The organism is Pantoea sp. (genome assembly GCF_028283705.1).
In the GTDB taxonomy this organism is placed as follows: Bacteria; Pseudomonadota; Gammaproteobacteria; order Enterobacterales; family Enterobacteriaceae; genus Pantoea.
This window is the reverse complement of sequence record NZ_JAPWKD010000008.1, coordinates 1-22,989: the sequence shown is the minus strand read 5'-3', so window position 1 is coordinate 22,989 and position 22,989 is coordinate 1. Positions and strand designations below refer to the sequence as shown.

The 22,989-nt window shown below is 50.4% G+C and carries 25 protein-coding genes and 1 other annotated feature; of the genes, 15 read left to right on the top strand and 10 right to left on the bottom strand.

Features of this window, described 5'->3' with window-relative positions; translation table 11 throughout:
- Window positions 1-310: 310 nt before the first annotated feature.
- The 7 genes from PW844_RS05575 to PW844_RS05545 are packed head-to-tail and all read right to left on the bottom strand — an operon-like array spanning window position 311 to window position 7,608.
- A complete protein-coding gene (locus tag PW844_RS05575) occupies window positions 311-2,632 on the bottom strand; it encodes a hypothetical protein (protein WP_299449313.1) in 2,322 nt (773 codons plus the stop codon).
- Window positions 2,633-2,668: 36 nt separating this feature from the next.
- Complete coding sequence (locus PW844_RS05570; protein ID WP_299449311.1) at window positions 2,669-3,472, bottom strand: glycosyltransferase family 2 protein; 804 nt, start codon at window positions 3,470-3,472, stop codon at window positions 2,669-2,671.
- A 12-nt stretch (window positions 3,473-3,484) separates the two neighbouring features.
- Window positions 3,485-3,841: an EamA family transporter gene (locus PW844_RS05565; protein WP_299449309.1), complete on the bottom strand. Its 357-nt coding sequence runs from the start codon at window positions 3,839-3,841 to the stop codon at window positions 3,485-3,487.
- Window positions 3,838-4,671, bottom strand: a complete 834-nt coding sequence (locus PW844_RS05560) for a TIM barrel protein (RefSeq protein WP_299449306.1) — start codon at window positions 4,669-4,671, stop codon at window positions 3,838-3,840. Before PW844_RS05560 ends, PW844_RS05565 begins: the two co-directional genes overlap by 4 nt.
- Entirely contained in the window at window positions 4,668-5,441 is a 774-nt protein-coding gene (locus PW844_RS05555) for a pyridine nucleotide transhydrogenase (protein WP_299449304.1), read from the bottom strand. Before PW844_RS05555 ends, PW844_RS05560 begins: the two co-directional genes overlap by 4 nt.
- A 17-nt stretch (window positions 5,442-5,458) precedes the next feature.
- Complete coding sequence (locus PW844_RS05550; RefSeq protein ID WP_299449302.1) at window positions 5,459-6,463, bottom strand: glycosyl transferase family 2; 1,005 nt, start codon at window positions 6,461-6,463, stop codon at window positions 5,459-5,461.
- A 2-nt stretch (window positions 6,464-6,465) separates the two neighbouring features.
- The gene (locus PW844_RS05545; RefSeq protein WP_299449299.1) at window positions 6,466-7,608 is read right to left on the bottom strand and encodes an FAD-binding oxidoreductase; all 1,143 of its coding nucleotides are present in this window, start codon (window positions 7,606-7,608) and stop codon (window positions 6,466-6,468) included.
- A gap of 630 nt (window positions 7,609-8,238) precedes the next feature.
- Between PW844_RS05545 and PW844_RS05540 the strand changes: the two genes are divergently transcribed.
- Both PW844_RS05540 and PW844_RS05535 read left to right on the top strand, forming a co-directional pair.
- Window positions 8,239-8,598: a GtrA family protein gene (locus tag PW844_RS05540; protein WP_167379248.1), complete on the top strand. Its 360-nt coding sequence runs from the start codon at window positions 8,239-8,241 to the stop codon at window positions 8,596-8,598.
- Window positions 8,595-9,521 carry a glycosyltransferase family 2 protein gene (locus PW844_RS05535; protein ID WP_299449296.1) on the top strand — a complete coding sequence of 309 codons (927 nt, stop codon included), beginning with the start codon at window positions 8,595-8,597 and terminating at the stop codon, window positions 9,519-9,521. The genes PW844_RS05540 and PW844_RS05535 overlap by 4 nt, the downstream gene beginning before the upstream one ends.
- Before the next feature lie 71 nt (window positions 9,522-9,592).
- Here the strand turns inward: PW844_RS05535 and PW844_RS05530 are convergent, their stop codons facing one another.
- Window positions 9,593-10,420, bottom strand: a complete 828-nt coding sequence (locus PW844_RS05530; protein WP_299449294.1) for an SDR family oxidoreductase — start codon at window positions 10,418-10,420, stop codon at window positions 9,593-9,595.
- 182 nt (window positions 10,421-10,602) lie between these two features.
- On the opposite strand from PW844_RS05530, the gene hisL reads away from it, so the two are divergent.
- The 12 genes from hisL to PW844_RS05470 all read left to right on the top strand — a co-directional run bounded on the left by hisL (window position 10,603) and on the right by PW844_RS05470 (window position 20,070).
- Window positions 10,603-10,650 (top strand): his operon leader peptide, encoded by a 48-nt coding sequence (gene hisL, locus PW844_RS05525; protein ID WP_100396937.1) that lies wholly within the window; start codon window positions 10,603-10,605, stop codon window positions 10,648-10,650.
- Window positions 10,626-10,747, top strand: a sequence feature (His leader region). Its footprint overlaps the gene before it by 25 nt.
- Before the next feature lie 54 nt (window positions 10,748-10,801).
- Window positions 10,802-11,701, top strand: a complete 900-nt coding sequence (gene hisG, locus PW844_RS05520) for an ATP phosphoribosyltransferase (RefSeq protein WP_299449292.1) — start codon at window positions 10,802-10,804, stop codon at window positions 11,699-11,701.
- Window positions 11,702-11,705: 4 nt separating this feature from the next.
- Complete coding sequence (hisD, locus tag PW844_RS05515) at window positions 11,706-13,013, top strand: histidinol dehydrogenase (RefSeq protein ID WP_299449290.1); 1,308 nt, start codon at window positions 11,706-11,708, stop codon at window positions 13,011-13,013.
- Window positions 13,010-14,086, top strand: a complete 1,077-nt coding sequence (gene hisC / locus PW844_RS05510; RefSeq protein ID WP_299449288.1) for a histidinol-phosphate transaminase — start codon at window positions 13,010-13,012, stop codon at window positions 14,084-14,086. Before hisD ends, hisC begins: the two co-directional genes overlap by 4 nt.
- A complete protein-coding gene (gene hisB / locus PW844_RS05505) occupies window positions 14,083-15,150 on the top strand; it encodes a bifunctional histidinol-phosphatase/imidazoleglycerol-phosphate dehydratase HisB (RefSeq protein WP_084875973.1) in 1,068 nt (355 codons plus the stop codon). The genes hisC and hisB overlap by 4 nt, the downstream gene beginning before the upstream one ends.
- Window positions 15,150-15,740, top strand: a complete 591-nt coding sequence (gene hisH / locus PW844_RS05500; RefSeq protein ID WP_299449281.1) for an imidazole glycerol phosphate synthase subunit HisH — start codon at window positions 15,150-15,152, stop codon at window positions 15,738-15,740. The genes hisB and hisH overlap by 1 nt, the downstream gene beginning before the upstream one ends.
- On the top strand, window positions 15,740-16,477 hold the full coding sequence (gene hisA / locus PW844_RS05495) for a 1-(5-phosphoribosyl)-5-[(5-phosphoribosylamino)methylideneamino]imidazole-4-carboxamide isomerase (protein WP_299449279.1): 738 nt from the start codon (window positions 15,740-15,742) through the stop codon (window positions 16,475-16,477). The genes hisH and hisA overlap by 1 nt, the downstream gene beginning before the upstream one ends.
- Window positions 16,459-17,235, top strand: coding sequence for an imidazole glycerol phosphate synthase subunit HisF (gene hisF, locus PW844_RS05490; protein WP_208715762.1), 777 nt, complete (start codon window positions 16,459-16,461; stop codon window positions 17,233-17,235). Before hisA ends, hisF begins: the two co-directional genes overlap by 19 nt.
- Complete coding sequence (hisIE, locus tag PW844_RS05485) at window positions 17,229-17,840, top strand: bifunctional phosphoribosyl-AMP cyclohydrolase/phosphoribosyl-ATP diphosphatase HisIE (protein ID WP_299449273.1); 612 nt, start codon at window positions 17,229-17,231, stop codon at window positions 17,838-17,840. The genes hisF and hisIE overlap by 7 nt, the downstream gene beginning before the upstream one ends.
- A gap of 118 nt (window positions 17,841-17,958) precedes the next feature.
- Entirely contained in the window at window positions 17,959-19,275 is a 1,317-nt protein-coding gene (locus PW844_RS05480) for a HipA domain-containing protein (protein WP_299449271.1), read from the top strand.
- Entirely contained in the window at window positions 19,272-19,607 is a 336-nt protein-coding gene (locus PW844_RS05475) for a helix-turn-helix domain-containing protein (protein WP_084875979.1), read from the top strand. Before PW844_RS05480 ends, PW844_RS05475 begins: the two co-directional genes overlap by 4 nt.
- Window positions 19,594-20,070: a YbaK/EbsC family protein gene (locus tag PW844_RS05470; protein WP_299449267.1), complete on the top strand. Its 477-nt coding sequence runs from the start codon at window positions 19,594-19,596 to the stop codon at window positions 20,068-20,070. Before PW844_RS05475 ends, PW844_RS05470 begins: the two co-directional genes overlap by 14 nt.
- A 19-nt stretch (window positions 20,071-20,089) precedes the next feature.
- Here PW844_RS05470 and PW844_RS05465 read toward each other — a convergent pair whose 3' ends face one another.
- Both PW844_RS05465 and PW844_RS05460 read right to left on the bottom strand, forming a co-directional pair.
- Window positions 20,090-21,355: an O-antigen ligase gene (locus PW844_RS05465; RefSeq protein ID WP_299449265.1), complete on the bottom strand. Its 1,266-nt coding sequence runs from the start codon at window positions 21,353-21,355 to the stop codon at window positions 20,090-20,092.
- Window positions 21,348-22,439, bottom strand: coding sequence for a glycosyltransferase (locus PW844_RS05460; protein ID WP_299449263.1), 1,092 nt, complete (start codon window positions 22,437-22,439; stop codon window positions 21,348-21,350). Before PW844_RS05460 ends, PW844_RS05465 begins: the two co-directional genes overlap by 8 nt.
- Before the next feature lie 317 nt (window positions 22,440-22,756).
- On the opposite strand from PW844_RS05460, the gene PW844_RS05455 reads away from it, so the two are divergent.
- Window positions 22,757-22,989: transporter substrate-binding domain-containing protein (locus PW844_RS05455; RefSeq protein ID WP_299449261.1), on the top strand; the 233-nt coding region annotated here is incomplete at its 3' end.

Sequence of the window (22,989 nt, the reverse complement as noted above, 5' to 3'; positions counted from 1 at the left end):
GAAATACGTGATCTACTGATTGTGTTGACAAATTCAATCAAATCACCTCTATGCCTGCTCGAATATTATGCCAGACGTATTTTAATGGCGCGTGAACACCATGTCATCAGTACCAAAAGAATGCACTACCTTATGCCACCGTTGCGTTAACTCGCGGTGCATTACTCTCGCTTACCAGCATCGGACATTATCTACAGGGTTCTATTCAGGCTAAAACAAAACGCGTTGCTACAAAAGAAGAACCCCACGTGAAAAAGTGGGGTTTGTCAGCAGTCTGAAGGGAGCTTTCGCTCCCCTTTTGGGTTCTGGCTTATTGGAGAGTGATGGGTTTAACGAAGTTGCTGCATTGCAACAGTTTTCCATCACCGGCAATCGATAGGCCGACCTGATAATTTCCTTTAAAATCCGTGACGTCTGCCACAACTTTATAACCAGAATTGATTAAACCTGGCTTATGGAAATAACTTGCCACATCACCACGTGGAACCGATGCCATAGGCGCGTAAAAGCGTTGTCCCTGAACATTGGTCAATGTTAACCACGCCCGTTCGGCAGGCTGATTATGCTCGATGGAAAGCGCTGTCCACCCCGTACTCCTCAGCCTTGTTTTCGTCTGCCCATCAAGAATAAAGCTTGACGATTCAAGAGCATCAATACTGGCATCACAGGCGGTCATTATCTCAGGCAATCCTGCGGGTTTTTCAGCCGTAAATGTCTGTAATGATGAGTTTGCGACTTTAATATTATCAAAAGGATAGTTTTCCCAGCTTGCCTGGAAATCATCCGTGAAGTAATGCTGGCTAGGTGTCTCAAGCATCACCTCTATGACACGTTCACCCTGCTGAGGGAAGGTATCAAGCCAGGGAGAAACCCAGACCCCGCTCTGTGCGTTGATAATATTCAGACGATAACGCTTAACCTCTCCGTTGGTCAGTTTATAATTTACGTAGAGAACACCGCCACGATATAGCGCATTTTGTATTTTTGCCAGTAGCGTGAAACTTAACTCTGGTTTTAATTTTATGGCACCAGACGTAAACTTAGGTACAGGAATCCATTCACCAAAATGCAATTTTACTTTACCGAGCACCTGTGATGTTAATGGCACGCTCTGTGTTTTTTTCTTAAATAGCATAACAGGTGTCCCTTTTTCCCCAGGGAAAGTACGGATCATCTGGTAATGGCTTAATATAGCAGTCGACGTTAGAGGATCTTCATTGAGGACATATTTGTAGTCAAAATCGTCATAGGCCGGGCAATGGCTATTGAGGCACGCCGTAGTAGTCGTCCACAAAACATATTCAGGGGCATCATCACCGGCAAAAAAGGTCGCATTAAGATTATCCAGCACCGGTGTCAATGTCATATAGTTTTGAAATGACGGACGATGATGGTAAGTCAACTTATTTGCCAACAAATACTCATTGCTATTGGGATAGACGTCAATTGTCTGACGGCCGATTTTTGCAACAATATCAGCTGGCAATACGTATTGAGGATATTTTGCGGCGGCACGCTCGGTGTAATTCCGTGAAAAATCTTCATGCGTCATCAAGTCAGTAAGTTTTCGTACACCGGGAAAAATTGACATATGTCCCATCATTAACATCAACGCCAGCATAAAAAATGCCAATACGAACCATCTGCGCTTTGAACTTACCACAAAGATTAATGACATCAGTGAAACAGGGTAAATAAAATAATTAATATAATGGTCGGCACGCGAAAAGCCGATTTTAAAAAAAATCAAAAGCAGACCATTAATGGTCAGCAACAACACCGGTTTATTTCTAGCGAGAAAAACATTAAAGCAAATAAAAACAAAGAAGATGATGATGTAAGTGACATTTTTTAAACGCACATCATACGTCATGTCTACAGAGTTGCCAAAATTAAGCTGTGAGTTAATAACTGTGTAATCAATCACACTACTGGCATGATGAAAGATAAGAAGACCAAGCAGAATGTAGAAAATGACTGCTGTAATTGTAAAAAACACTACAACCGAGAAATGGCGTTTTATCACACCTGTCGAAAAAAAATAACTGCCAAAGGTGAGCAGTGCAATCATGCCATAAAAAAAACGCACATAAAATAAAAAGGCGACGCAAAACCCAAGGGAAAACAACATTCTTTTATTTTCTAACCAGCGCTCCTTACCAATTGAGTGGCAATAAATTATGATTAAAAGAGGAAGAATAAAATAAATAGTTGCCGAGTCAAAAACTTTTATCACACTAATATAAATTATCGCTAACAGAATAACAGCTCTATGCCTGATAGCAAGGCGCAACATGATTGCCCAGCTAAATGCAGCATACAAACTGATGAAAATAGCAGTTAACCAATATGAAAGCAGGGAGTACTGTGCAACAACATTGCCACTCAGCCAATATAATGGTCCATAGCTAAAAAGAAAGTCCTGTGGGCCAGTAAAAAAAACCGGCAGCGCATTTAGCCATTGTTCATTTACCCATTTTACAGGACCACCCACTGTTTCGACACTAAGCGGCTGCTGACATGTGGCAGTAAAAACAATTGCAAATATAAAAACGAACAACTGAGCGAGATTAAATAATTCCGCTCTCGTGTTGTCAGTTGTTACAAGATTAGCACGAGAGAATCCAAACATACGCCACCCTGGTTCTGGTTATAGCAGAATCAATCTTCAGTTATACTTACCAAAGCAGGCAGCAAACAGAATCGACAAAACTGACCAGTTACCACGGATAGCGCTAATTTTAGTGGGAACTTCACCTTTCGGGTAACGACGGACTGTCGCAATTTCAAGGCAACGAAAACCCAGCTTTGGTGCGCGGTAAGAAAGATAAGCAAGGAGTTCATAAGTCGAAAAAATGTCGCGGAACGGTGCAATACGCGCGTCCAGCAACATTTTACGGCTGTAAGCCCGGAATCCCTGAGTCGTATCCGTCCATTTAAAACCTGAAAATACACTCAGCATCGGCGCATGAATAAAACGGATTGCGAAGTCGCGTGAAGCAGGGGTATTTTCAGCCACGCCACCTTTGACAAAACGTGATGCCTGCACAAAATCCACACCGTCTTTCAATGCAGCAATAAACTGCGGGATGGCATCAGGATCGTCTTTATCGTTACCATCGATAGTAACAATACCTTCATATCCCTGGTCCAGCGCAAATGCATAACCACAGCGCAGCTGTGAACTGAGTTTGCCCGGCCCGGTTTTTAATAATAATCCGCTGACCTGCAACGCTTTCAGCGCTTCCAGCTCCAGAGAGCCATCGCGACTGCCACCATCGACAATAATGATGTCGGCATACGACGCAACATTAATCGCCGCCATACGGGCCAGTAGATTACGAATACGTTCACCTTCATTGATTACCGGAATCACTACACAATAATCATGTGTTTTGCCCTGCCACATCTGGCGCTCAAATGCAGGAACTTCCCAACCGGCACGAAGGTTTTGAGGTATTGATTCAGTCATAATATTTTCTGCTTACTTAACTTTTAGAGTAATCAAGGCGACGCCCGCCATCACCATAAAAATCCCGGCAATGGTTGACCAGTAAATTGGCTCACGAAACACTAATACCGAGAGTAGCGCCACACAAGCAATAGCACCTGAGGTCAGCACCGGGTGAGCAACATTTAATGGCAGGAAGGCCAGTGCGGCGGCATAAAGAAGGAAAGCCATACCATAAAGAAAAATACCCAGCCACAATGGCCAGTTAGACAATACGGCCAAAGGCTCTGCCAGGCTCGGCAACTTGCGAGGCGGTGTCATCGCCATCTTTATCAGTACGCTTGCGGAAGCATTGGATGCGATACCAAAAATCAGGATCAACCATTTCATACCGCGGCTCCTGTTGAGTCACGATAGTGCCGGGTCACAAATCCTATGGCTTCATCAATGGCAGACAAGGGGGATTCGTTCTGTGTCATCAGCATTTCAATGGTAGCAACCCGCTGTGGCAGAGCATGATTTATCGCTGCGGCAACGGCGACATGATCCACCGCGCTACGACCGAGTGGAATAAGGTTTGCCTCGCTCAGATGAATATGACCGATGATGTCAGCATCTCGTTGCATGATCTCGCTGATGCTTTCCTGATTGATCGCAATAGCGCCGGTATCCAGCTGCATTTTAATTCCAGAATGATTAACCTGACGCACCATGGCTGCGGCTTCAGCCGTTCCGGTCATGAAATTAGCGCCATAGCATTCAGGATTCGGCTCCAGGCAAATCACCACACCTTCGCGTTGAGCGATATCGCCCAGGCGACGAAAAAAATCACTGGCAATTTCACAGGTGGCTTCATCGCTTAACCCCTGGCGATCACGATTTTTGGGTGAACCAAATACCAGTGCAGGAATCCCCAGTCCAGCAGCGATACGGCTGACAGCCTGTAAATGGTTCAGCATCTTTGTCTGGACGGCTGTGTCAGCAAAAAGATTGAGCCCCTGGGTACCGAAAAGCAGCGATTGCATCCCGACCAGCGTAATCCCCTGCTGCTCCCAGCGCTGTCGTACTATGGCGATATCATTATCGCTAGCCTGCAATGGATCGGGAAAATATTTACCGGGCGCAATATCGATAGCATCAACCTGCCAGCGATGTAACAAGCGGCAGACCGCCTCGTCATCGGCCGGGTCCCAGGCAATGTTTGAGATTGAAATTCTCATCCAGCTTTCCCGCCGTTTTCAGATTGTGCATAGGCACGAATAGCCATCAGTGATTCACGACGATTGTATTGATAATCTGCATCGCTGGTGAACAGATGGCTATAACGGCTCTTCATACTGTAATTACCCGGTTTATCCTGCACGTGATTAGTAAATTCGAAGCCAAAACCGTATTTTGCCACATCAGCCACACTTACCGGTGCCGCAGTCAAATGCAGCAGCTTTAGTTTATGCTGCAAGGCAATCTCGATGTCATACCACAGGTTGATCATTGGATAGAACTGGAACACACCGCGACTTTCGATTTGCGCGACGTTATTTTCATGTAAAAAATCATAAATGATATTTTTTTTCAGGCCCGGTCCAACGAGCCCTGGTAGACGCACAATCAGTGCATCAGGGAAGTGCTGGCAGACAAACTGCTCAAGATAGTAGCGATGTAAACCATACGCGTGTAACCCAGTCGTATCGATCGGGGTCGCCTCATCCACATTTACCGGATCTTTAAATACATCAACAGTGCTTATCAGAATAAACTGACGGCAGGTCACCGTTTTTAATTTTTCGATCAGCGCTTCGATTTTCTGTAAATCGTCAGCGGGATCTTTATTCGCCAGCCATTTTTGTGCCGGTGCGCCAGCACAAACGACAGTATCGAAAGTCTGGCCGACAATCTCATCAATGTTAGTGGAGCGATAGAGCGAGTCGAAATGACGCTGCTTCAACAGCGTGGTGCCAACAAAACCAGAAAATCCAATTAGTGCGTCCATGTTAACCTCTGAGTAAATTAATTGTCGCGGCCAGTCTGTACGTGATTGGCTTCCGGCGCCAGCGATGTATCCATGACATTTACCCGGTTGGTATTCACCATAATTTCGCTGTTACGCTCATAGACCACCGCATACTCAGCCTGGGCGCTACTTTCGTCCAGTAGTCGGCCTAAATATTCGCCAAAAAACGCCATCATCACGAATTGAACGATAAATAATGAGGTCATAAACAGTATGGTGGTCGTCCATCCTTCCGCGACATTGCCATTCAGCAGATGAATAAACACGCTATAACAGGCAAAAACAAAACCCGCCACACTCCCACACATTCCCAGCACGGACATCCAGCGCAACGGGCGAGAGGAGTTGAACACCATTAAACGTAATAAACGTCGCAGAGACTCCACCACGTTAGCGCCTTCAGACTCTTTAAACGGGGTATATTTCAACTCGCCCGCTGGATAGCCTGTTTTTTGAATGCGCAGGTAAAACTGATGGTGAAAACGACCAATTCGCGTTACAGCATTTACCGCCCGACGACTTAAACAACGTAAGCCGGTAGCATTACGGGGAATATCATAATCGATAGTGCGCAGCGCGACATTCATCAAACGACGGATAATACGGTAACGTAGTGTGCGTACATGGCTCGACACCCCAACCACCACATCAGTACCACTACGGCATTGATTCACAATTTCCGGCACGATATGGATCGGATCGGATAATGGATTCCACAGAACGACAAAATCCCCGATAGCACTTTCCAGACCCGCCGCCAGCGCAACATCGTAAAACACCGCGCTGGAAAGTTGAATAATACGCACGCAGGGAATGTGTTTCAGCACACGGTCTTCAACTTCAGCATGTGTTGTGTTTAATCCGGGGGCGATAACAACTAATTCATAATCGCTGTAGTTCTCATCTAACAGCGATCCAAGTTTTGATAATGGCTCATAAATGTTTTCCAGATGGTTTTGGATAACAATCACCACAGAGACAAATGATTCACTTTTTATCATTATTAATTCAGCTCAATCAGGCGCTCAATTTCATGCAACGCGTCATAAATATTGTCAATTTTGCCACCCATCACGCAGTGCAATCCTCTTAAACCGTGGTTGGCACGGAAAAGGATAGGACGGGAATCGTCGCTGTCACTGCGGGGTAAAATTGTTTTTACCTCCCAGATTGAACGCTGGTACTGGCATTCGCTCAAACCGGGAACATAACGTTGTGCATCCCGCAGCATATGACCCCATGCCGACTGACGCGGGCTCTGATCATATTTAATGTGGGGATCTTCATAAGATTTACTGGCGACATCACTCCATTGGTTATGCGGGGTGTAGCGCACATGACTAAACGAATGGAGCTGTGCCGAAGGGAATGGCATGACCGAAAAAAACGGACCGCACATTAGTGTCAGACCCATTTTTTTAAATTCATCAGGAACATCGACCAGACACATTTCCGTCATTTCATGACGTAAAGGAATCAATGCCAGCCCTGAACCATCCAGCAGGTAATTGATACGTGAATAGGTGCAGTTAAACACATGATCGGCATAAACCGTTTCGGGCTGACCGGAGATTGAGGTGAATACCTCAAGCCCATCGCCATACTGCCGGACTTTTTCCACCGTCGCATCTGTAACAATGCGCACATTAGCCGCTGACAGTCGCTCAATCATGAGGTCGCGCAGCTTGTGGGAATCAAATGCATATTCGCGAGTGGTGAACACGGAATCAATCAACGCCGGGTTCATCAGACGTTTGACTGAAGCTGGCGCTTCGTCACATTCAGCACCAATTCGCTGGCAGAAACGCAGGAATTGATCGCCAGTGACTTTGCTTAGTGACCCGGCAACCAGGTAATACTTAGCAAAATCATCATCTATACAGTCACGAAATTCATTAACGAAACGCGGAAAAGAGAGGCGCGATCGTAAAGCAGTAAGAATACTTCGAGGGTAATGATAGCCATTGTGTACACGCGCCTGATTAACATATGACGCGCGTGACATTAGCTGTTGGCTTTTCTCAAAAATAGTGACCTGACAACCCTTTAACGCTAGCTGTTCCGCCAGATATAAGCCGAAAAAGCCACCGCCAGCGATAACAATATTTTTCGCCGGGCCAGCCTTATTTTTTGAGACCTGTTGCATATGTGATCCCCAAACCTGACAAACCATTCTTAGGCAATGTCTGATACTTTTTTTGTGTCAGGAATGATACTGACTTTGCAATTAAAAGGAAACGAAAAGGAAAAGTTAAGATTGCGTAAGATCAGGTTCCAGGAGGAAAAAGATGTTTCTCGTGCCACATACTGAAGATTAGTCGGTGAAAGGCAGATAAAGGCAGTGGAAAAAAGTGACTTAACCCAAAGACATAGTCATCGGTTCACTCCGGTTATACTCAAAACCTAACTCTCATATATCGCACTGCCGTCGATGATTTTTCCGACATTTCCCAGGGGGTCGGCAACGAATGTCGGCGGTGTCAGGTCAAGCTGATTGCGGAAGCACTGCGTGGCAGGCGGAACGTTTGATGCCTTCGCCAGATTGCCTCACCTGCCCTTTCCGGGCGGCAGACGTTTTAAAATGCCCCTGACGGCGATGGGCGCAGCCTGGTATGCATTAAGGGACCGGCTGGGGGTGTAAAAAAGGGAGCGAAAGCTTCCTCAGGATCAAGTAACCCCACTCATCATGATGAAATGATATCCTGTTTGAACAATCCCTTGCTTCAGTGGCAGGCAAGTGTAAGGATCTGCACCTCACTTGCTACAGAACATTGCCATGCTGAAACTCTTTGCAAGATACACATCGGTGGGTGTGATCAACACGTTAATCCACTGGATCACCTTCGCCATCTGCGTCGAACGAGGTCTCCAGCAATCTTTGTCCAACTTCATTGCATTTCTCGTTGCTGTAACCTTCTCATTTTTCGCTAATGCCAAATGGACGTTCGGCTCAAATGCGACCACCATTCGCTACATCATGTATGTGTTCTTCATGGGAATGGTCGCCGTGATGATAGGTTCATATGCTGACAGAATGAAAATCAACCCGGTGGTGACGCTGGTCGTCTTCTCCGCAACAAGCCTGGTATGTGGATTTATCTATTCTAAATATATTATTTTCAGAGAACATAAATGAAAATATCTCTTGTTGTTCCTGTTCTTAATGAAGAGGAAGCACTGCCAGTTTTTTACCATGCCATCCGCAATTTTCAGGGATTTGGCCATGATGATGTTGAAATAATTTTTGTCAATGATGGCAGCACCGACAATACTGAGACGTTACTTCAGCAAATTGAAGAGACCGATCCCCTCGTTAAACATATCTGCTTTACACGTAATTTTGGTAAAGAACCTGCATTATTTGCCGGACTTGAATCATCAACGGGTGACGTAGTTATTCCTATCGATGTGGATCTACAGGATCCGATCGATGTCATACCTCGTCTGATCGCAAAGTGGCAAGAAGGAGCTGACGTTGTTCTGGCAAAACGTGTTGATCGTTCGTCCGATAGTCACCTGAAGCGCAAAAGTGCTGAATACTTTTATAAATTGCACAACATGATCAGCAAGCCGCAGATTGAAGAGAATGTGGGTGACTTCCGCCTTATGTCTCGTGAAATTGTTGATAATATAAAACTGCTGCCTGAGAAGAATTTGTTCATGAAGGGCATTCTTTCATGGGTCGGTGGCCGTACTACAGTCGTGGAATATACCCGTGCCGAGCGGATTGCCGGTTTGACAAAGTTTAATGGCTGGAAGCTATGGAATCTGGCGCTTGAAGGGATTACCTCATTCTCCACCTTCCCTTTACGTATGTGGACATATATTGGCTTTTTCGTCGCCGGATTATCATTCCTTTATGGCATCTGGATGATTATCGACAAGCTGGTTTGGGGGAACCCTGTGGCGGGTTATCCATCAATCCTCGTGTCGATTTTGTTTCTTGGTGGCGTTCAGTTAATTGGTATTGGGGTACTTGGTGAGTACATCGGAAGAATTTATGTCGAGGCTAAGCAAAGACCGAGATATATTGTTAGAAATAAAGATAACAACTCATGAAAATATGTTCACGTGTCACACGTTGAAAAATCGGCGGTGACACGTGAAGGAAGACCGTGAAATAAAGTGACTTAACCCAAAGGCATCGTCATGGGGTCACTCCAGCTATATTCGAAACCCAGCTCATCGCAAATCGCCCTGCCGTCGATGCTTTTTCCGACATTCCCCTGGGTCTCGGCCACAAATGTCGGCGGTGTCAGGCCAAGCTGACGTGCCACCGTGGGGTAAAACTCACTGCGTGTCGGATGTTTTGGCGCGCACAGGTTATAAACACGCCCGCCTTTCGGCGTCTGCAACAGCAAGACGATGGCTTCCACTACATCATCCAGATGCACCAGATTCACCACATGTGAACCGTCACTTAAATCAGTTTTCCCGGCAAGAAAGCGTCCGGGGTGACGATTTGGCCCCACCAGCCCGGCGAGGCGCACGATATCCACGCTGGTGCCCGGCAAATCATGCAACCAGTTCTCCAGCGCCACCAGCGTTTTACCGGCCACGGTTTCTGGCCGTAACGGGCTGCGTTCTTTCATCACCCCAGGACCGGGACCATACACCGATGTCGAACTGGTGAAGATAATCCGCGGGACTTTGTAAGCCAGTGCCGTGTCCACCACGTTTTGCACCGCCTGCATATAGTCTTCACCGCCCTGTACCGTACGGCTGGCGGGTAAGGTCACGACCAATGCATCCACCGACAGAAGCGTATTCAGATCGTCGGCTTCACACTCCAGCTCCGGCGTCAACACCAGCTGACACGCCTCAATACCGCAGCGGCGTGCCGCATCTACCCCATCCGGCGAGGTTTTGCTGCCCGTCACCTGCCAGCCGCGTGCCGTTAGCGCCATCGCCAGCGGCATGCCCAGCCATCCCAGCCCTACAATCGCGACCTTTTTCATATCGACTCCTGGCTTCGCTGCTCAAAGACATTTCATCTTAGTGCTGTCGTCTGTGTCAGACCAGCGCTAACTGTTTCGGGGAATTCCTGAAACTGACGTTAAAAAATTCTTGCCAGCCGGCGTTATCTTCGTTAGGTTAATCAGCACGCAAATGAATACCCATTCAGCAACGGAATTTTTTTATGACACGCGTTCAGTTCAACCACCATCATCACCATCATCCTGACTAGTCTTTCAGGCGATGTGTGCTGGAAGACGTTTAGGATCTTCCAGTGGTGTGAGCGCAAAGAGAGCCCCCGGAAGATCATCTTCCGGGGGTTTTTTTATGGGCTGACGCGACCCAACTGAGTTCAGACAGGATTGAATAAGAGGACAGGAACCATGTTAGATAACACCCGTTTACGCATAGCTATGCAGAAATCAGGCCGTTTAAGTGATGAATCACGCGAACTGCTGGCACGCTGCGGCATCAAAATTAACCTTCAGCAGCAGCGTTTGATTGCGTTTGCGGAGAACATGGCCATCGACATTCTGCGTGTGCGCGATGACGATATCCCGGGCCTGGTGATGGATGGTGTGGTGGATCTCGGTATCGTGGGCGAAAACGTGCTGGAAGAAGAGTTGCTGACACGCCGCGCCCAGGGGGAAGACCCGCGTTACTTTACTCTGCGCCGCCTCGATTTCGGTGGCTGCCGCCTGTCGCTGGCGATGCCGGTTGATGCCGAGTACACCGGTCCGCAATGCCTCGATAAGTCGCGTATCGCGACCTCCTACCCTCACCTGCTGAAAAAGTACCTCGATAAACAAGGCGTCGCGTTCAAATCCTGTCTGCTGAATGGCTCTGTCGAAGTGGCACCTCGTGCCGGTCTGGCTGATGCGATCTGTGACCTGGTGTCTACCGGTGCCACGCTGGAAGCGAATGGCCTGCGCGAAGTTGAAGTGATTTATCGTTCCAAAGCGGTGCTGATTCAGCGCGATGGCGAACTGACTGGAGCCAAGCAGGAGCTGGTCGATAAACTGATGACACGTATTCAGGGTGTGATCAAAGCACGCGAATCTAAGTACATCATGCTGCACGCGCCAAGTGAGCGTCTGGAAGAAGTGATTGCCCTGCTGCCGGGCGCAGAACGTCCTACCGTGCTGCCGCTGGCTGGTGAAGTGAGCCGTGTGGCGATGCACATGGTGAGCAGCGAAACGCTGTTCTGGGAAACCATGGAAAAACTGAAATCCCTGGGTGCCAGCTCAATTCTGGTGCTGCCAATTGAAAAAATGCTGGAGTGACCGAATGAGCACCCTGATGACCCCCATTGAATGGCAGCAATGCAGCAGTGAACAGCAAAAGGCGCTGTTGATGCGTCCGGCGATTTCCGCCTCCGATAGCATCAGCCAGGTCGTACGTGATGTGCTGGCGCAGGTAAGGGAAAACGGTGATGACGCATTGCGTGAATTCAGCGTGCGCTTCGATAAAACGCAGGTGGAGAACCTGCGTGTCACCGCAGAACAAATGCAGGCAGCCAGCGCGCGTCTCAGCGACACTCTGAAGCAGGCAATGGCCGTGGCAGTGGGCAATATCGAAACCTTTCACAACGCGCAGCAGTTGCCAGCAGTTGATGTGGAAACGCAACCCGGCGTGCGCTGTCAGCAAATCACGCGCCCGGTGCAATCGGTTGGCCTGTATATTCCAGGCGGTTCCGCACCGTTGTTCTCCACGGTATTAATGCTGGCAACCCCGGCGCGCATCGCCGGTTGTGGCCGCGTGGTGTTGTGTTCTCCACCGCCGATTGCCGATGAAATCCTGTATGCCGCACAGCTGTGTGGCGTGAAAGAAGTGTTCCAGGTCGGCGGCGCACAAGCCATCGCCGCCCTCGCCTTCGGTACCGCCACCGTGCCGAAGGTGGACAAAATTTTTGGTCCTGGCAACGCGTATGTTACCGAAGCCAAACGCCAGGTGAGCCAGCGTCTCGATGGCGCTGCCATTGATATGCCTGCGGGTCCCTCTGAGGTGCTGGTGATTGCCGATGCGGGCGCAACCCCGGCATTTGTCGCTTCCGATTTGTTGTCTCAGGCAGAGCACGGCCCGGATTCCCAGGTCATTCTGCTGACGCCCTCGCTGGAACTGGCCAATGGTGTTGCTGCTGCGGTGGAAGAACAACTGGCACGCTTACCTCGTGCGGTCACGGCGCGCCAGGCACTGGCGAGCAGCCGCCTGATTGTGGCTCGCGACCTGGCACAGTGTATTGAAATCTCCAACCAGTACGGCCCGGAGCACCTGATTATTCAGACCCGTACTCCACGCGACCTGGTGGATAGTATCACCAGCGCGGGTTCGGTGTTCCTTGGTGACTGGTCGCCGGAATCAGCAGGCGACTATGCCTCTGGTACTAACCATGTGCTGCCGACCTATGGCTACACCGCCACCTGCTCCAGCCTTGGGCTGGCCGATTTCCAGAAGCGTATGACGGTGCAGGAACTGACACCGCAGGGCTTCCTTGGTCTGGCAGCCACCATCGAAACCCTGGCCGCCGCTGAACAGCTGGAAGCCCACAAAAATGCCGTTACCCTGCGAGTTGCAGCCCTGAAGGAGCAAGCATGAGCCTGAATGTTGAAGATCTGGCCCGCGCCAATGTGCGCGCGCTGACGCCGTATCAATCAGCCCGTCGTCTGGGTGGCAATGGTGATGTGTGGCTGAATGCCAATGAATTTCCGTTGCCGGTGCCGTTCGAGCTCTCGCAGCAAACGCTGAACCGTTACCCGGAATGCCAGCCAAAGCTGGTTATCGGGCGCTATGCCGCGTACGCCGGTGTGACGCCGGAGCAGGTGCTGGTCAGCCGTGGCGCGGATGAAGGCATTGAACTGGTGATGCGCGCTTTCTGTGAACCGGGTAAAGACGCGATTCTGTTCTGCCCGCCGACCTATGGCATGTATAGCGTCAGCGCGGAAACTATCGGTATCGAATATCGTACTGTTGCGGCGCTGGATAACTGGCAGCTGAATCTGCCAGCGATTGCTGATCAGCTGGACGGGGTGAAAGTGGTGTATATGTGCAGCCCGAATAACCCCACCGGCAACCTGATCAATCCGGACGATATTCGCGCCCTGCTGGATATGACGGCCGGAAAAGCGCTGGTGGTTGCCGATGAAGCCTATATTGAATTCTGCCCACAGGCGACGCTGGCTGGCTGGCTGAAAGATTACCCGCACCTGGTGATCCTGCGCACCCTGTCTAAAGCCTTTGCGCTGGCTGGTCTGCGCTGCGGCTTTACCCTGGCGAACAAGCCGGTGATTGATCTGCTGATGAAAGTGATTGCACCTTACCCGCTCGCCACCCCGGTGGCCGACGTGGCCGCCCAGGCACTGAGCGACCAGGGTCTGGCACTGATGCGTGAACACGCACTGCAACTGAATGACAACCGCAGCTGGCTGCTGGAACAGCTGCCACAGATTGCCTGCGTCGAAGCGGTGTTTCCGAGCGAAACCAACTACATTCTGGCGCGCTTTACCGATTCACCGAAAGTATTTAAAGCCCTGTGGGATGAAGGCATTATCCTGCGTGACCAAAACAAAAACCCAGGCCTGGCGGGATGTCTGCGCATCTCCATTGGCACCCGTGAAGAATGCGAGCGTCTGATCGCCGCACTGCAAGCCTTACCCGTGGAGCAAGCATGAGTCAGAAGACCCTTTTTATCGACCGCGACGGCACCATCATCTCTGAACCCCCGGTGGATTTTCAGGTGGACCGCATGGAAAAACTGGCTTTTGAGCCGAACGTGATTCCTGCCCTGCTGGCGCTGCAAAGCGCTGGTTACCAGCTGGTGATGATCACCAATCAGGATGGCCTGGGTACCGAGAGCTTCCCGCAGGCCGATTTTGACGGGCCGCATAATCTGATGATGCAAATCCTGACATCGCAGGGAATCCGCTTTAGCGACATTCTGATTTGCCCACACAAGCCGGAAGATAACTGCGACTGCCGCAAACCGAAAACCAAGATGGTGGAAGCCTGGCTGGCAGAGGGTGCGCTCGATATCGCCAACAGCTATGTGATCGGCGATCGCCACACCGACATTCAGCTGGCGCAGAATATGGGTATCCAGGGTTTGCGCTACGGAGCCGAAGGCGAAGACTGGAATGCTATCCAGCAGCGTCTGACCAAACGTGACCGATACGCGCTGGTAAATCGCAACACCAAAGAAACGCAGATTAAAGTTGAAGTGTGGCTGGATCGCGAAGGTGGCAGCAAAATCAACACCGGTGTCGGCTTCTTTGACCACATGCTCGACCAGATTGCGGTGCACGGTGGCTTCCGTATGAATATCGATGTCAAAGGCGATTTGTATATCGACGATCACCACACGGTGGAAGATACCGGCCTGGCGCTGGGCGAAGCCTTGCTGAAGGCGCTGGGTGACAAACGCGGCATTGGCCGTTTCGGCTTTGTCCTGCCGATGGATGAATGCCTGGCGCGTTGTGCTCTGGACATCTCAGGCCGCCCGCACCTCGAATATAAAGCCGAATTCAGCTATCAGCGCGTGGGCGATCTCAGCACTGAGATGGTCGAACACTTCTTCGGTTCGCTCTCCTACGCCATGATGAGCACGCTGCACCTGAAAACCAAAGGCCGCAACGATCACCACCGTGTGGAAAGTTTGTTTAAAGCCTTTGGTCGCACGCTGCGCCAGGCGATCCGCGTGGACGGTAATACCCTGCCGAGCTCGAAAGGAGTGCTGTGATGAACGTGGTGATTCTCGACACCGGATGCGCCAATCTGTCGTCGGTAAAGTGGGCGGTTGAACGCCTCGGCTATACCCCGGAAGTCAGCCGTGACCCTGACGTGGTACTGCGCGCCGATAAACTCTTTCTGCCGGGCGTTGGTACCGCGCAGGCGGCAATGAACCAGCTGGAAGAACGCGATCTTATCGATCTGATTAAAGCCTGTACCCAGCCGGTACTGGGCATTTGCCTCGGTATGCAGCTGCTGGGACGCGGCAGCGATGAGAATGGCGGCATCACCACACTTGGCATTCTCGATCAGCCGGTTTCCCTGATGGATACCAAAGGCTTACCGCTGCCGCATATGGGCTGGAACCAGATCACCTCGCAGGCCGGCAATCACCTGTTCCGCGGCATCGATGATGGTAGCTATTTCTATTTTGTGCACAGCTACGCCATGCCGGTAAATGCTAATACCATCGCCCAGTGCGAATATGGCCTGCCATTCACCGCGGCATTGCAGAAAGATAACTTCTTTGGTGTGCAGTTCCACCCGGAGCGTTCCGGCAAAGCAGGCGCACAGCTGCTGAAAAATTTCCTGGAGATGTGATGATTATTCCGGCTTTAGATTTAATCGACGGCAAAGTGGTGCGCCTGCATCAGGGGGACTACGGGCAGCAACGTGATTACGGTAGCGACCCGTTACCACGCCTGCAGGACTACGAGCATCAGGGCGCGCAGGTGCTGCACCTGGTGGATTTGACCGGCGCGAAAGACCCGGCCAAACGCCAGATCCCGCTGTTGCAAACTCTGCTGCGTGGCGTGAGCGTGCCGGTGCAGGTCGGTGGCGGTATCCGCAACCGTGAAGATGTTGCAGCGTTGCTTGCGGCGGGTGCCAGCCGTGTGGTGGTGGGTTCCACCGCAGTGAAGCAACCGGAAGAGGTAAAAAGCTGGTTCCGCGAATTTGGTGCCGATGCCATTGTGCTGGCGCTGGATGTGCGTATCGATGCCGATAATCGCAAAGAAGTGGCGATCAGCGGCTGGCAGGAAGCGGCTGGCGTCACACTGGAAGAAGTGATTGGCTGGTTCCTGCCGGTGGGGCTGAAACACGTACTGTGCACCGATATTTCGCGCGATGGCACGCTGAGCGGCTCCAATGTCGCCCTGTATCAGGAAGTGTCTGCGGCATTCCCGGACATTGCATTTCAGTCTTCCGGCGGTATCGGTTCGCTGGATGATATCGCTGCGCTGCGCGGCAGCGGTGCACAAGGCGTGATCGTCGGTCGTGCACTGCTGGAAGATAAATTTACGGTTTCGGAGGCTATTGCATGCTGGCAAAACGGATAATTCCCTGTCTCGATGTGCGTGATGGACAGGTGGTGAAAGGGGTTCAGTTCCGTAACCATGAAATCATCGGCGACATCGTACCGCTGGCGCAACGTTATGCGCAGGAAGGTGCTGATGAGCTGGTGTTCTACGATATCACCGCCTCTTCGGACGGACGCGTGGTGGACAAAAGCTGGGTGTCACGCGTGGCGGAAGTGATTGATATTCCGTTCTGCGTGGCTGGTGGGATCAAAAGTGCCGAAGATGCCGCGCGCATTTTGCAGTTTGGTGCCGATAAAATCTCCATCAACTCACCGGCGCTGGCCGACCCTTCACTGATTACCCGTCTGGCCGATCGCTTTGGCGTACAATGTATTGTGGTCGGCATTGACACCTGGTTCGATGAGGCTACCGGCAAATATCACGTCAATCAGTATACTGGCGATGAGTCCCGTACCCGTGTGACCCAGTGGGAAACGCTGGACTGGGTGCAGGAAGTGCAGAAGCTGGGTGCTGGCGAAATCGTCCTGAATATGATGAACCAGGACGGCGTGCGTAACGGTTACGATTTGGTGCAGCTGAAGAAAGTCCGGGATGTCTGTAAGGTACCGTTGATTGCTTCCGGTGGCGCAGGCACCATGGCACACTTCCTCGAAGCCTTTGAACAAGCCAATGTCGATGGCGCGCTGGCGGCTTCGGTGTTTCATAAACAGATTATTAATATTGGTGAGCTGAAAAGCTTCCTGATTGACAACGGTGTGGAGATTCGCGCGTGTTAACTGCAGAACAACTGGCCAACCTGGATTGGGTCAAAACCGCGGGCATGATGCCCGCTATCGTCCAGCATAGCGTCTCTGGCGAAGTGCTGATGCACGGTTATATGAATGAGGAAGCATTGCAGAAAACCCTCACGGACGGCAATGTCACCTTTTTCTCGCGCACCAAAAACCGTCTGTGGACCAAAGGCGAAACCTCGGGCCATTTCCTGAAAGTGGTCAGCATTACGCCGGACTGCGACAACGACACCTTGCTGGTACTGGTCAACCCGATTGGCCCCACCTGCCATCTCGGCACATCGAGCTGCTTCTCCCCGGCAGCACCAGACTGGACTTTCCTGTATCAGCTGGAGCAACTGCTGGCCGAGCGTAAAAGCGCCGATCCGGCCAGTTCGTATACTGCGAAGCTGTATGCCAGCGGTACCAAGCGCATCGCACAGAAAGTGGGTGAAGAAGGCGTTGAAACCGCTCTTGCCGCCACCGTTAACGATCGCTTTGAACTGACCAATGAAGCGTCAGATTTGATCTACCATCTGCTGGTATTGTTGCAGGATCAGGACCTTGATCTGAGCGCCATTATCAATAACCTGCGTGCACGCCATAAATAACCGATTGTGCACTATGCTGCTCAAAATCGTCACTGATGGCGAATTTTGAGCAGTATGCTTCTCAAAAAAAACAAATCCAGCTAAAATTGAGCAATATACTGCTCAAGAAAGGTCTGGTATGTTAACTCTCCAATTATACATTGATGGTCTCTGGCAGGATGCCGCTCTGCTGGACGTAAAAGAGCCGCGCAAGGGCCGGGAGAGTGCCGCTTTGCTCGCTTATGACTTCGACTACGCTTCAAAGTATCTTGATCGTAATGACCTCGCCAGCTGCAGTCTGAATAATACAGTGATGCTGATTGGTAGCCACTTTTCCCAGCCATGGTTCAGTTTTATTGACGATATCATGCCAGCGGGTGCCAGCCGACGTTACTGGGTAGCTCAGCTGGGTTTGCAATCTAAATCTCCTGCAGAGCAAGACTACGCCTTACTGAAAGCGGGCACCATTGCGCCAATTGGTAATTTGAGAGTCAAAGAATCTTTGCCTCAACTCCCGGAGGAAAGTCAGTTGAAAACCCGCCGCTTTCCAGCGGAATGGGCAATTGAACGTGATACGGATTTCCTCGAATACGCTCAGCAGATGGGAGCCGCCAGTGGTGGTGCAACCGGGGCGGGAGGTGAAGCACCAAAATTACTGTTGCGGCGGACAGAAAACAGCGAAGTCTGGATCGACACCTGGCAAGATGATTTACACATTCAGGATACGCATTATCTGGTGAAGTATCCGCGCGGTTCACGCAGTGAGATAGATTGCGATATTCTGCGCGCTGAATACCATTTCTATCATGAGATACATTCCCTCGGTATAAACACTATCAGCACCCGCAAAATGCTGTTGTGTGAAGGTGAACGCTATCCATCCTTGTGGCTTCCACGCTTTGACGTGGACTTTGTTGCAGGAAAAAAAGTGTTGTTCGGCCTTGAGTCAGTCTATTCCATTATGGAAAAGTCCCCTGGCAGCTATCTGAATCATTTTGACGTGATTCGCACATTGATTGAAAAGCTGCAGCTTACTGATGGAGAACGTAAGCGTCTGGTCATTGAATGGGTGCAACGCGACATGCTCAATATTGCTTTCGGAAATTCTGATAATCATGGGCGTAACAGCGCGATTATAAAAAAACCAGGCGGCATGTGGCTGGCCCCGGTATATGATTTTGCGCCGATGAAAGCCGATCCGGAAGGTGTGGTCCGTACTACCCAATGGGGATCGCCTTATGAAGAAGGGGGGCACTTTCAATGGCATTTGATTGCCGCACAGCTGGATGAATTAATACCGCAACATGAACTTCTGCAGGCAATGAAAATGCTGGCTGAGAGTTTATGCGGACTGAAAACACGGCTGGCTGCACGCGGTGTGCCTGCTTCAATCCTGGAAATGCCGGGGATTGGTTTTAATTTTCTTGATCAACGCATTGCTGGATGGCAACTATGAAAAAAAACATTTCACCATTCGAACGTGAAGCCATGCTACTTGATCTATTGCAAAAATTTATTGAGGAGCAGATGACGCAGGGAGAATTACTGATGCAACTGCGCAAGAAAGTCCTTGGTTTCTCGCAGGAACGCTATGCCGCTTTGGCTGGCATCAGTCGCCGTACACTTTCAGATGTTGAGCTGAATAAAGAGAGCATCACTCTCACCACATTAAGCCGCGCATTTAAGCCATTAGGGTTAAAGGTAGGTGTTTTGCCGCGCCAGCCTCATATGATGCAGACCCTTCTCACCCACCTTGTTCGTCACGGAGACAACCATGACCACCCATGAAAAATTGCTGGCCCTGCTCGAACAACACCATGCGCGCTATAACGTGATGACGCATGAAGCCACCGGCAAATGTGAGGCTGTGGCGGCGATTCGCGGAACAGAAGTCGGCCAGGGCGCGAAAGCGCTGGTGTGTCATGTGAAAGGTAACGGCATCAAACAGCATGTCCTGGCGGTGCTGCCCGCCGATCAACAGGCGGATTTATGCAAAGTGGCAGAAGCTGTAGGCGGACGACGCGCCTCACTCGCCAGCCCGGCCGAGGTCGATGCGCTAACGGGTTGCGTATTTGGTGCCATTCCCCCGTTCAGTTTCCATCCGGATTTGCTGCTGGTGGTTGATCCGCTGCTGTTCGAACGTTATGACGAGATCGCCTTCAATGCTGGCCTGCTGGAAAAATCCGTGGTGTTAAAAACCGCCGACTATCGTGCTATTTGCGGTGGGAATGTGGCGCGTTTAACGGCTTAAGTCGCACGCGCCACGGATATCAGAGGTGGTGAAGCTTTGGCCGTATGGCACACAATGCCAGGGCGCTGACAAACATCATCGATGTCGGTGAGTAGATCAGCACCGAGTCCGTCATTCCCATGATGAAAAGTGTCACAACTGGCATGGATACCCCCATCAAGGCACTGCGTTTAAACCACACCCATAGAGCAACCGCGTAGAAAAAGACCAGCGCCGCCAGTCCGGCAATGCCCTGCAAAGTGGCAATTTCGAGAAATTCATTGTGCATGTTGTACTGCACGTTCTTGTAACCTTCGGTATTGCCGGGATGAACACGCGCAATAAAGGCTCTGGCTGTCACGGTTCGCTCATCAGGAGATGAATAACCCAGATGCTGCGGCAGGAAGTGCAGACCGCTGTCCCAGATAGCAACGCGCGCACCGAGCGACGTCGAGCTATCGGAATCGTAGTTCTCAAGATTATTGATGCCCTGGAGCCAGCGCTCACCCGTCAGTGCCGCCAGTGCAACCACAATAACTAACGCGATTAAGCGATTCCGTTTTGGCTGCAATATCTTTAATAAGCCGTAAAACCGGCTGATCTGGCACAACGTTATAAAGAAAAAGGCCAGTTGCGTGACCCGCGTTCCGGTGAGAAGCACCAGGCTCAGCGTGATAGCAATCAAAGCAATATCCAGTACCTGCCACCTGAGGCCCGCCTCTTTAACCGACAGCCACAGGTAAGTGCAATAAAGAAACATCACCATGTAGGAGGAGCTGGACGCCACATTTGCGGTAAGCCTGATACGATCGCCCGTTAGCAGATGCTCATGCACCCCCATCACCAGCGCCACAGCGGCACCAACCCACAAAATCGCTTTACACCAGTTAATACTGACTTCAGCAATTTCCTTGTTATAGATGCTGAGCACCAAAACAATAAAAGCACCAAGTATCAACCGCTTACCGCCAAGCTGATAGTTACTTATGGTGTTTATCGTGGTGAGAGTAAAATCACCATAGTGTTTGTTGATATAAAACGCCCAGCTGATTTGGACCAAACCCAGGGCAAATACCGCGATAAAAAGCAGCAAGGCGTACTTATTGAGCCTTTTACGATTGACCGGAGTGGCCAGGGTATAAACAACCAGAAACAGCGCCAGGTAGGAGGCAAAATAGAATATTTTTTGCGCATAGCCGTAAGTGGAAAGGCTGCTCGCCAGTGAACCGCATAATAAAAGTGTGATGAAAGTCACAACCATCGCAACCCATTTGGCAGGTGCGACGAAGGGAAGAGAGTTATTCAATGTACGTGTCCTGAACAATGATACGTTCCAGTCTTTCCATGTAATTTGCCTCGTAAAATACCGCGAGGCTTTGTTTGATTTCCTGCGCATCGGGCAACACCCTGCCATCCGCAATTCCCTGCAATATTTCAGCCAGTTGCCCAACCTGATTCACCGGATAAAGCAACCCATTGACGTCTGGGTAAATTATCTCCGATGGACCACTGACGCAATCGGAAGAGACGCAAAAAATGCCGCGCGCCATCGCCTCCAGCAGTATCAGCGGAAAACCTTCATGATTCGAGGTCAGCACCAGGGCAGTCACTTCTTTGATATGCGTTTCAATATACTTCCAGGCGTTAGGTTGCCAGCCATGCCATTGCAGGTTATCAGCAATCCCCAACTGCTGCGCATAGTCTTCACAACGCTCCCGATCGTAGCCATCACCCACGATATCCAGTGTCCAGTTACCCTGTACCTGCTGCAATGCATCGAACAGATCTTTCAGCTGTTTCTGATCTTCAAAGTGCACCCGTCCAACATACAAAAAGCGCGTGTGAGCAGGACGCGCGATCACCAATGGCACCGCTTTTACCGGGTTGAATACCACATGGATATTGTCAGGTTTAGCACCCAGCTCAATCAGCTGCGATTTGATTTCCGCGCTGATGGCCAGATGGGCATCAGCCATTAACAAATAATGGGGACGATAGCGATTTTTCGGCGGCAGGTGCATCCAGGAATACAGCGTCGCCTTACATCCTGAAAGATTCAGCGCTTTACGCGCCAGCATACAAGGGATGGTGTTGAGGGCAATAACCACGTCTGGTTTATGCTGACGAATAAAGCGCGCCAGACGGAGAATATGTACAAATCGGGCAATTTTAGGATTACGGGTCACGCTGCTGCTCTGGCCCCAGACCAGCCCGTCTAACCAACTTTCTGAAGCGATTTCCAGCCGGGAGTCCAGCAGGAACAAGCCCGCACTGAACGCGTTATCACTATTGATTAAATTTATGACCTGCCGGGTGACGTTTTCCATTCCGCCATGACCATGCAGCGTTTCGCTTACGAAGAGAATTTTTTTATGGTTTGCGTCATGCATTTTTTATCTCATTGAAGTAGGTCACTAGCGCCCTAGCCCGAAATTCCGCGCATTTCTGACCGCTTTCTTCGCACTATCCCTGGTCATCACAATGAGCATAGATAAAGACTCACTGGAGAGGTGGCCTTTCTACCATTTTTGTACTACCCAGGCAACCTGCCTGACTCCAGGAATTAACTGGATTGATATCCGTCAAATTCTGGCAGACACATTTCCTGCAAAATTATAACGATATTAAGGTGTTGCCTCATTTGATTTGCCGCGCACAGCAGAGTAATCTGCTGGGTTCCACATCACGACAAAAGAAGACCGATTTTATGGCAAGTACACGTTTTTCCGTCCGTTTGCGTCAGACGCTGGCGCTGGCATTACTGGCAGGTTGTGCGTTTGGCGCTCAGGCAAAAATTGATCAGGTGCGTTTCGCCGTTGATCCAACCTACCCTCCTTTCGAATCTAAAACGCCGCAGGGCAAACTGGTCGGTTTTGATATCGATCTGGGTAACGCTCTGTGTGAGCAAATGAAAACCAAATGTGTCTGGGTAGAAAGCGA

Excerpts from the sequence above, each read along its gene's own strand:
- hisC (WP_299449288.1), top strand. The coding sequence starts at position 13,010 with ATGAGCCTGAATGTTGAAGATCTGGCCCGCGCCAATGTGCGCGCGCTG.
- hisF (WP_208715762.1), top strand. The coding sequence starts at position 16,459 with ATGCTGGCAAAACGGATAATTCCCTGTCTCGATGTGCGTGATGGACAG.
- PW844_RS05475 (WP_084875979.1), top strand. The coding sequence starts at position 19,272 with ATGAAAAAAAACATTTCACCATTCGAACGTGAAGCCATGCTACTTGAT.
- PW844_RS05540 (WP_167379248.1), top strand. The coding sequence starts at position 8,239 with ATGCTGAAACTCTTTGCAAGATACACATCGGTGGGTGTGATCAACACG.
- hisD (WP_299449290.1), top strand. The coding sequence starts at position 11,706 with ATGAGCACCCTGATGACCCCCATTGAATGGCAGCAATGCAGCAGTGAA.
- PW844_RS05560 (WP_299449306.1), bottom strand. The coding sequence starts at position 4,671 with ATGAGAATTTCAATCTCAAACATTGCCTGGGACCCGGCCGATGACGAG.
- PW844_RS05470 (WP_299449267.1), top strand. The coding sequence starts at position 19,594 with ATGACCACCCATGAAAAATTGCTGGCCCTGCTCGAACAACACCATGCG.
- hisA (WP_299449279.1), top strand. The coding sequence starts at position 15,740 with ATGATTATTCCGGCTTTAGATTTAATCGACGGCAAAGTGGTGCGCCTG.
- PW844_RS05570 (WP_299449311.1), bottom strand. The coding sequence starts at position 3,472 with ATGACTGAATCAATACCTCAAAACCTTCGTGCCGGTTGGGAAGTTCCT.
- PW844_RS05460 (WP_299449263.1), bottom strand. The coding sequence starts at position 22,439 with ATGCATGACGCAAACCATAAAAAAATTCTCTTCGTAAGCGAAACGCTG.
- PW844_RS05575 (WP_299449313.1), bottom strand. The coding sequence starts at position 2,632 with ATGTTTGGATTCTCTCGTGCTAATCTTGTAACAACTGACAACACGAGA.
- hisB (WP_084875973.1), top strand. The coding sequence starts at position 14,083 with ATGAGTCAGAAGACCCTTTTTATCGACCGCGACGGCACCATCATCTCT.
- PW844_RS05535 (WP_299449296.1), top strand. The coding sequence starts at position 8,595 with ATGAAAATATCTCTTGTTGTTCCTGTTCTTAATGAAGAGGAAGCACTG.
- PW844_RS05550 (WP_299449302.1), bottom strand. The coding sequence starts at position 6,463 with ATGATAAAAAGTGAATCATTTGTCTCTGTGGTGATTGTTATCCAAAAC.
- PW844_RS05545 (WP_299449299.1), bottom strand. The coding sequence starts at position 7,608 with ATGCAACAGGTCTCAAAAAATAAGGCTGGCCCGGCGAAAAATATTGTT.
- PW844_RS05480 (WP_299449271.1), top strand. The coding sequence starts at position 17,959 with ATGTTAACTCTCCAATTATACATTGATGGTCTCTGGCAGGATGCCGCT.
- hisH (WP_299449281.1), top strand. The coding sequence starts at position 15,150 with ATGAACGTGGTGATTCTCGACACCGGATGCGCCAATCTGTCGTCGGTA.
- PW844_RS05555 (WP_299449304.1), bottom strand. The coding sequence starts at position 5,441 with ATGGACGCACTAATTGGATTTTCTGGTTTTGTTGGCACCACGCTGTTG.
- PW844_RS05565 (WP_299449309.1), bottom strand. The coding sequence starts at position 3,841 with ATGAAATGGTTGATCCTGATTTTTGGTATCGCATCCAATGCTTCCGCA.
- PW844_RS05530 (WP_299449294.1), bottom strand. The coding sequence starts at position 10,420 with ATGAAAAAGGTCGCGATTGTAGGGCTGGGATGGCTGGGCATGCCGCTG.
- hisG (WP_299449292.1), top strand. The coding sequence starts at position 10,802 with ATGTTAGATAACACCCGTTTACGCATAGCTATGCAGAAATCAGGCCGT.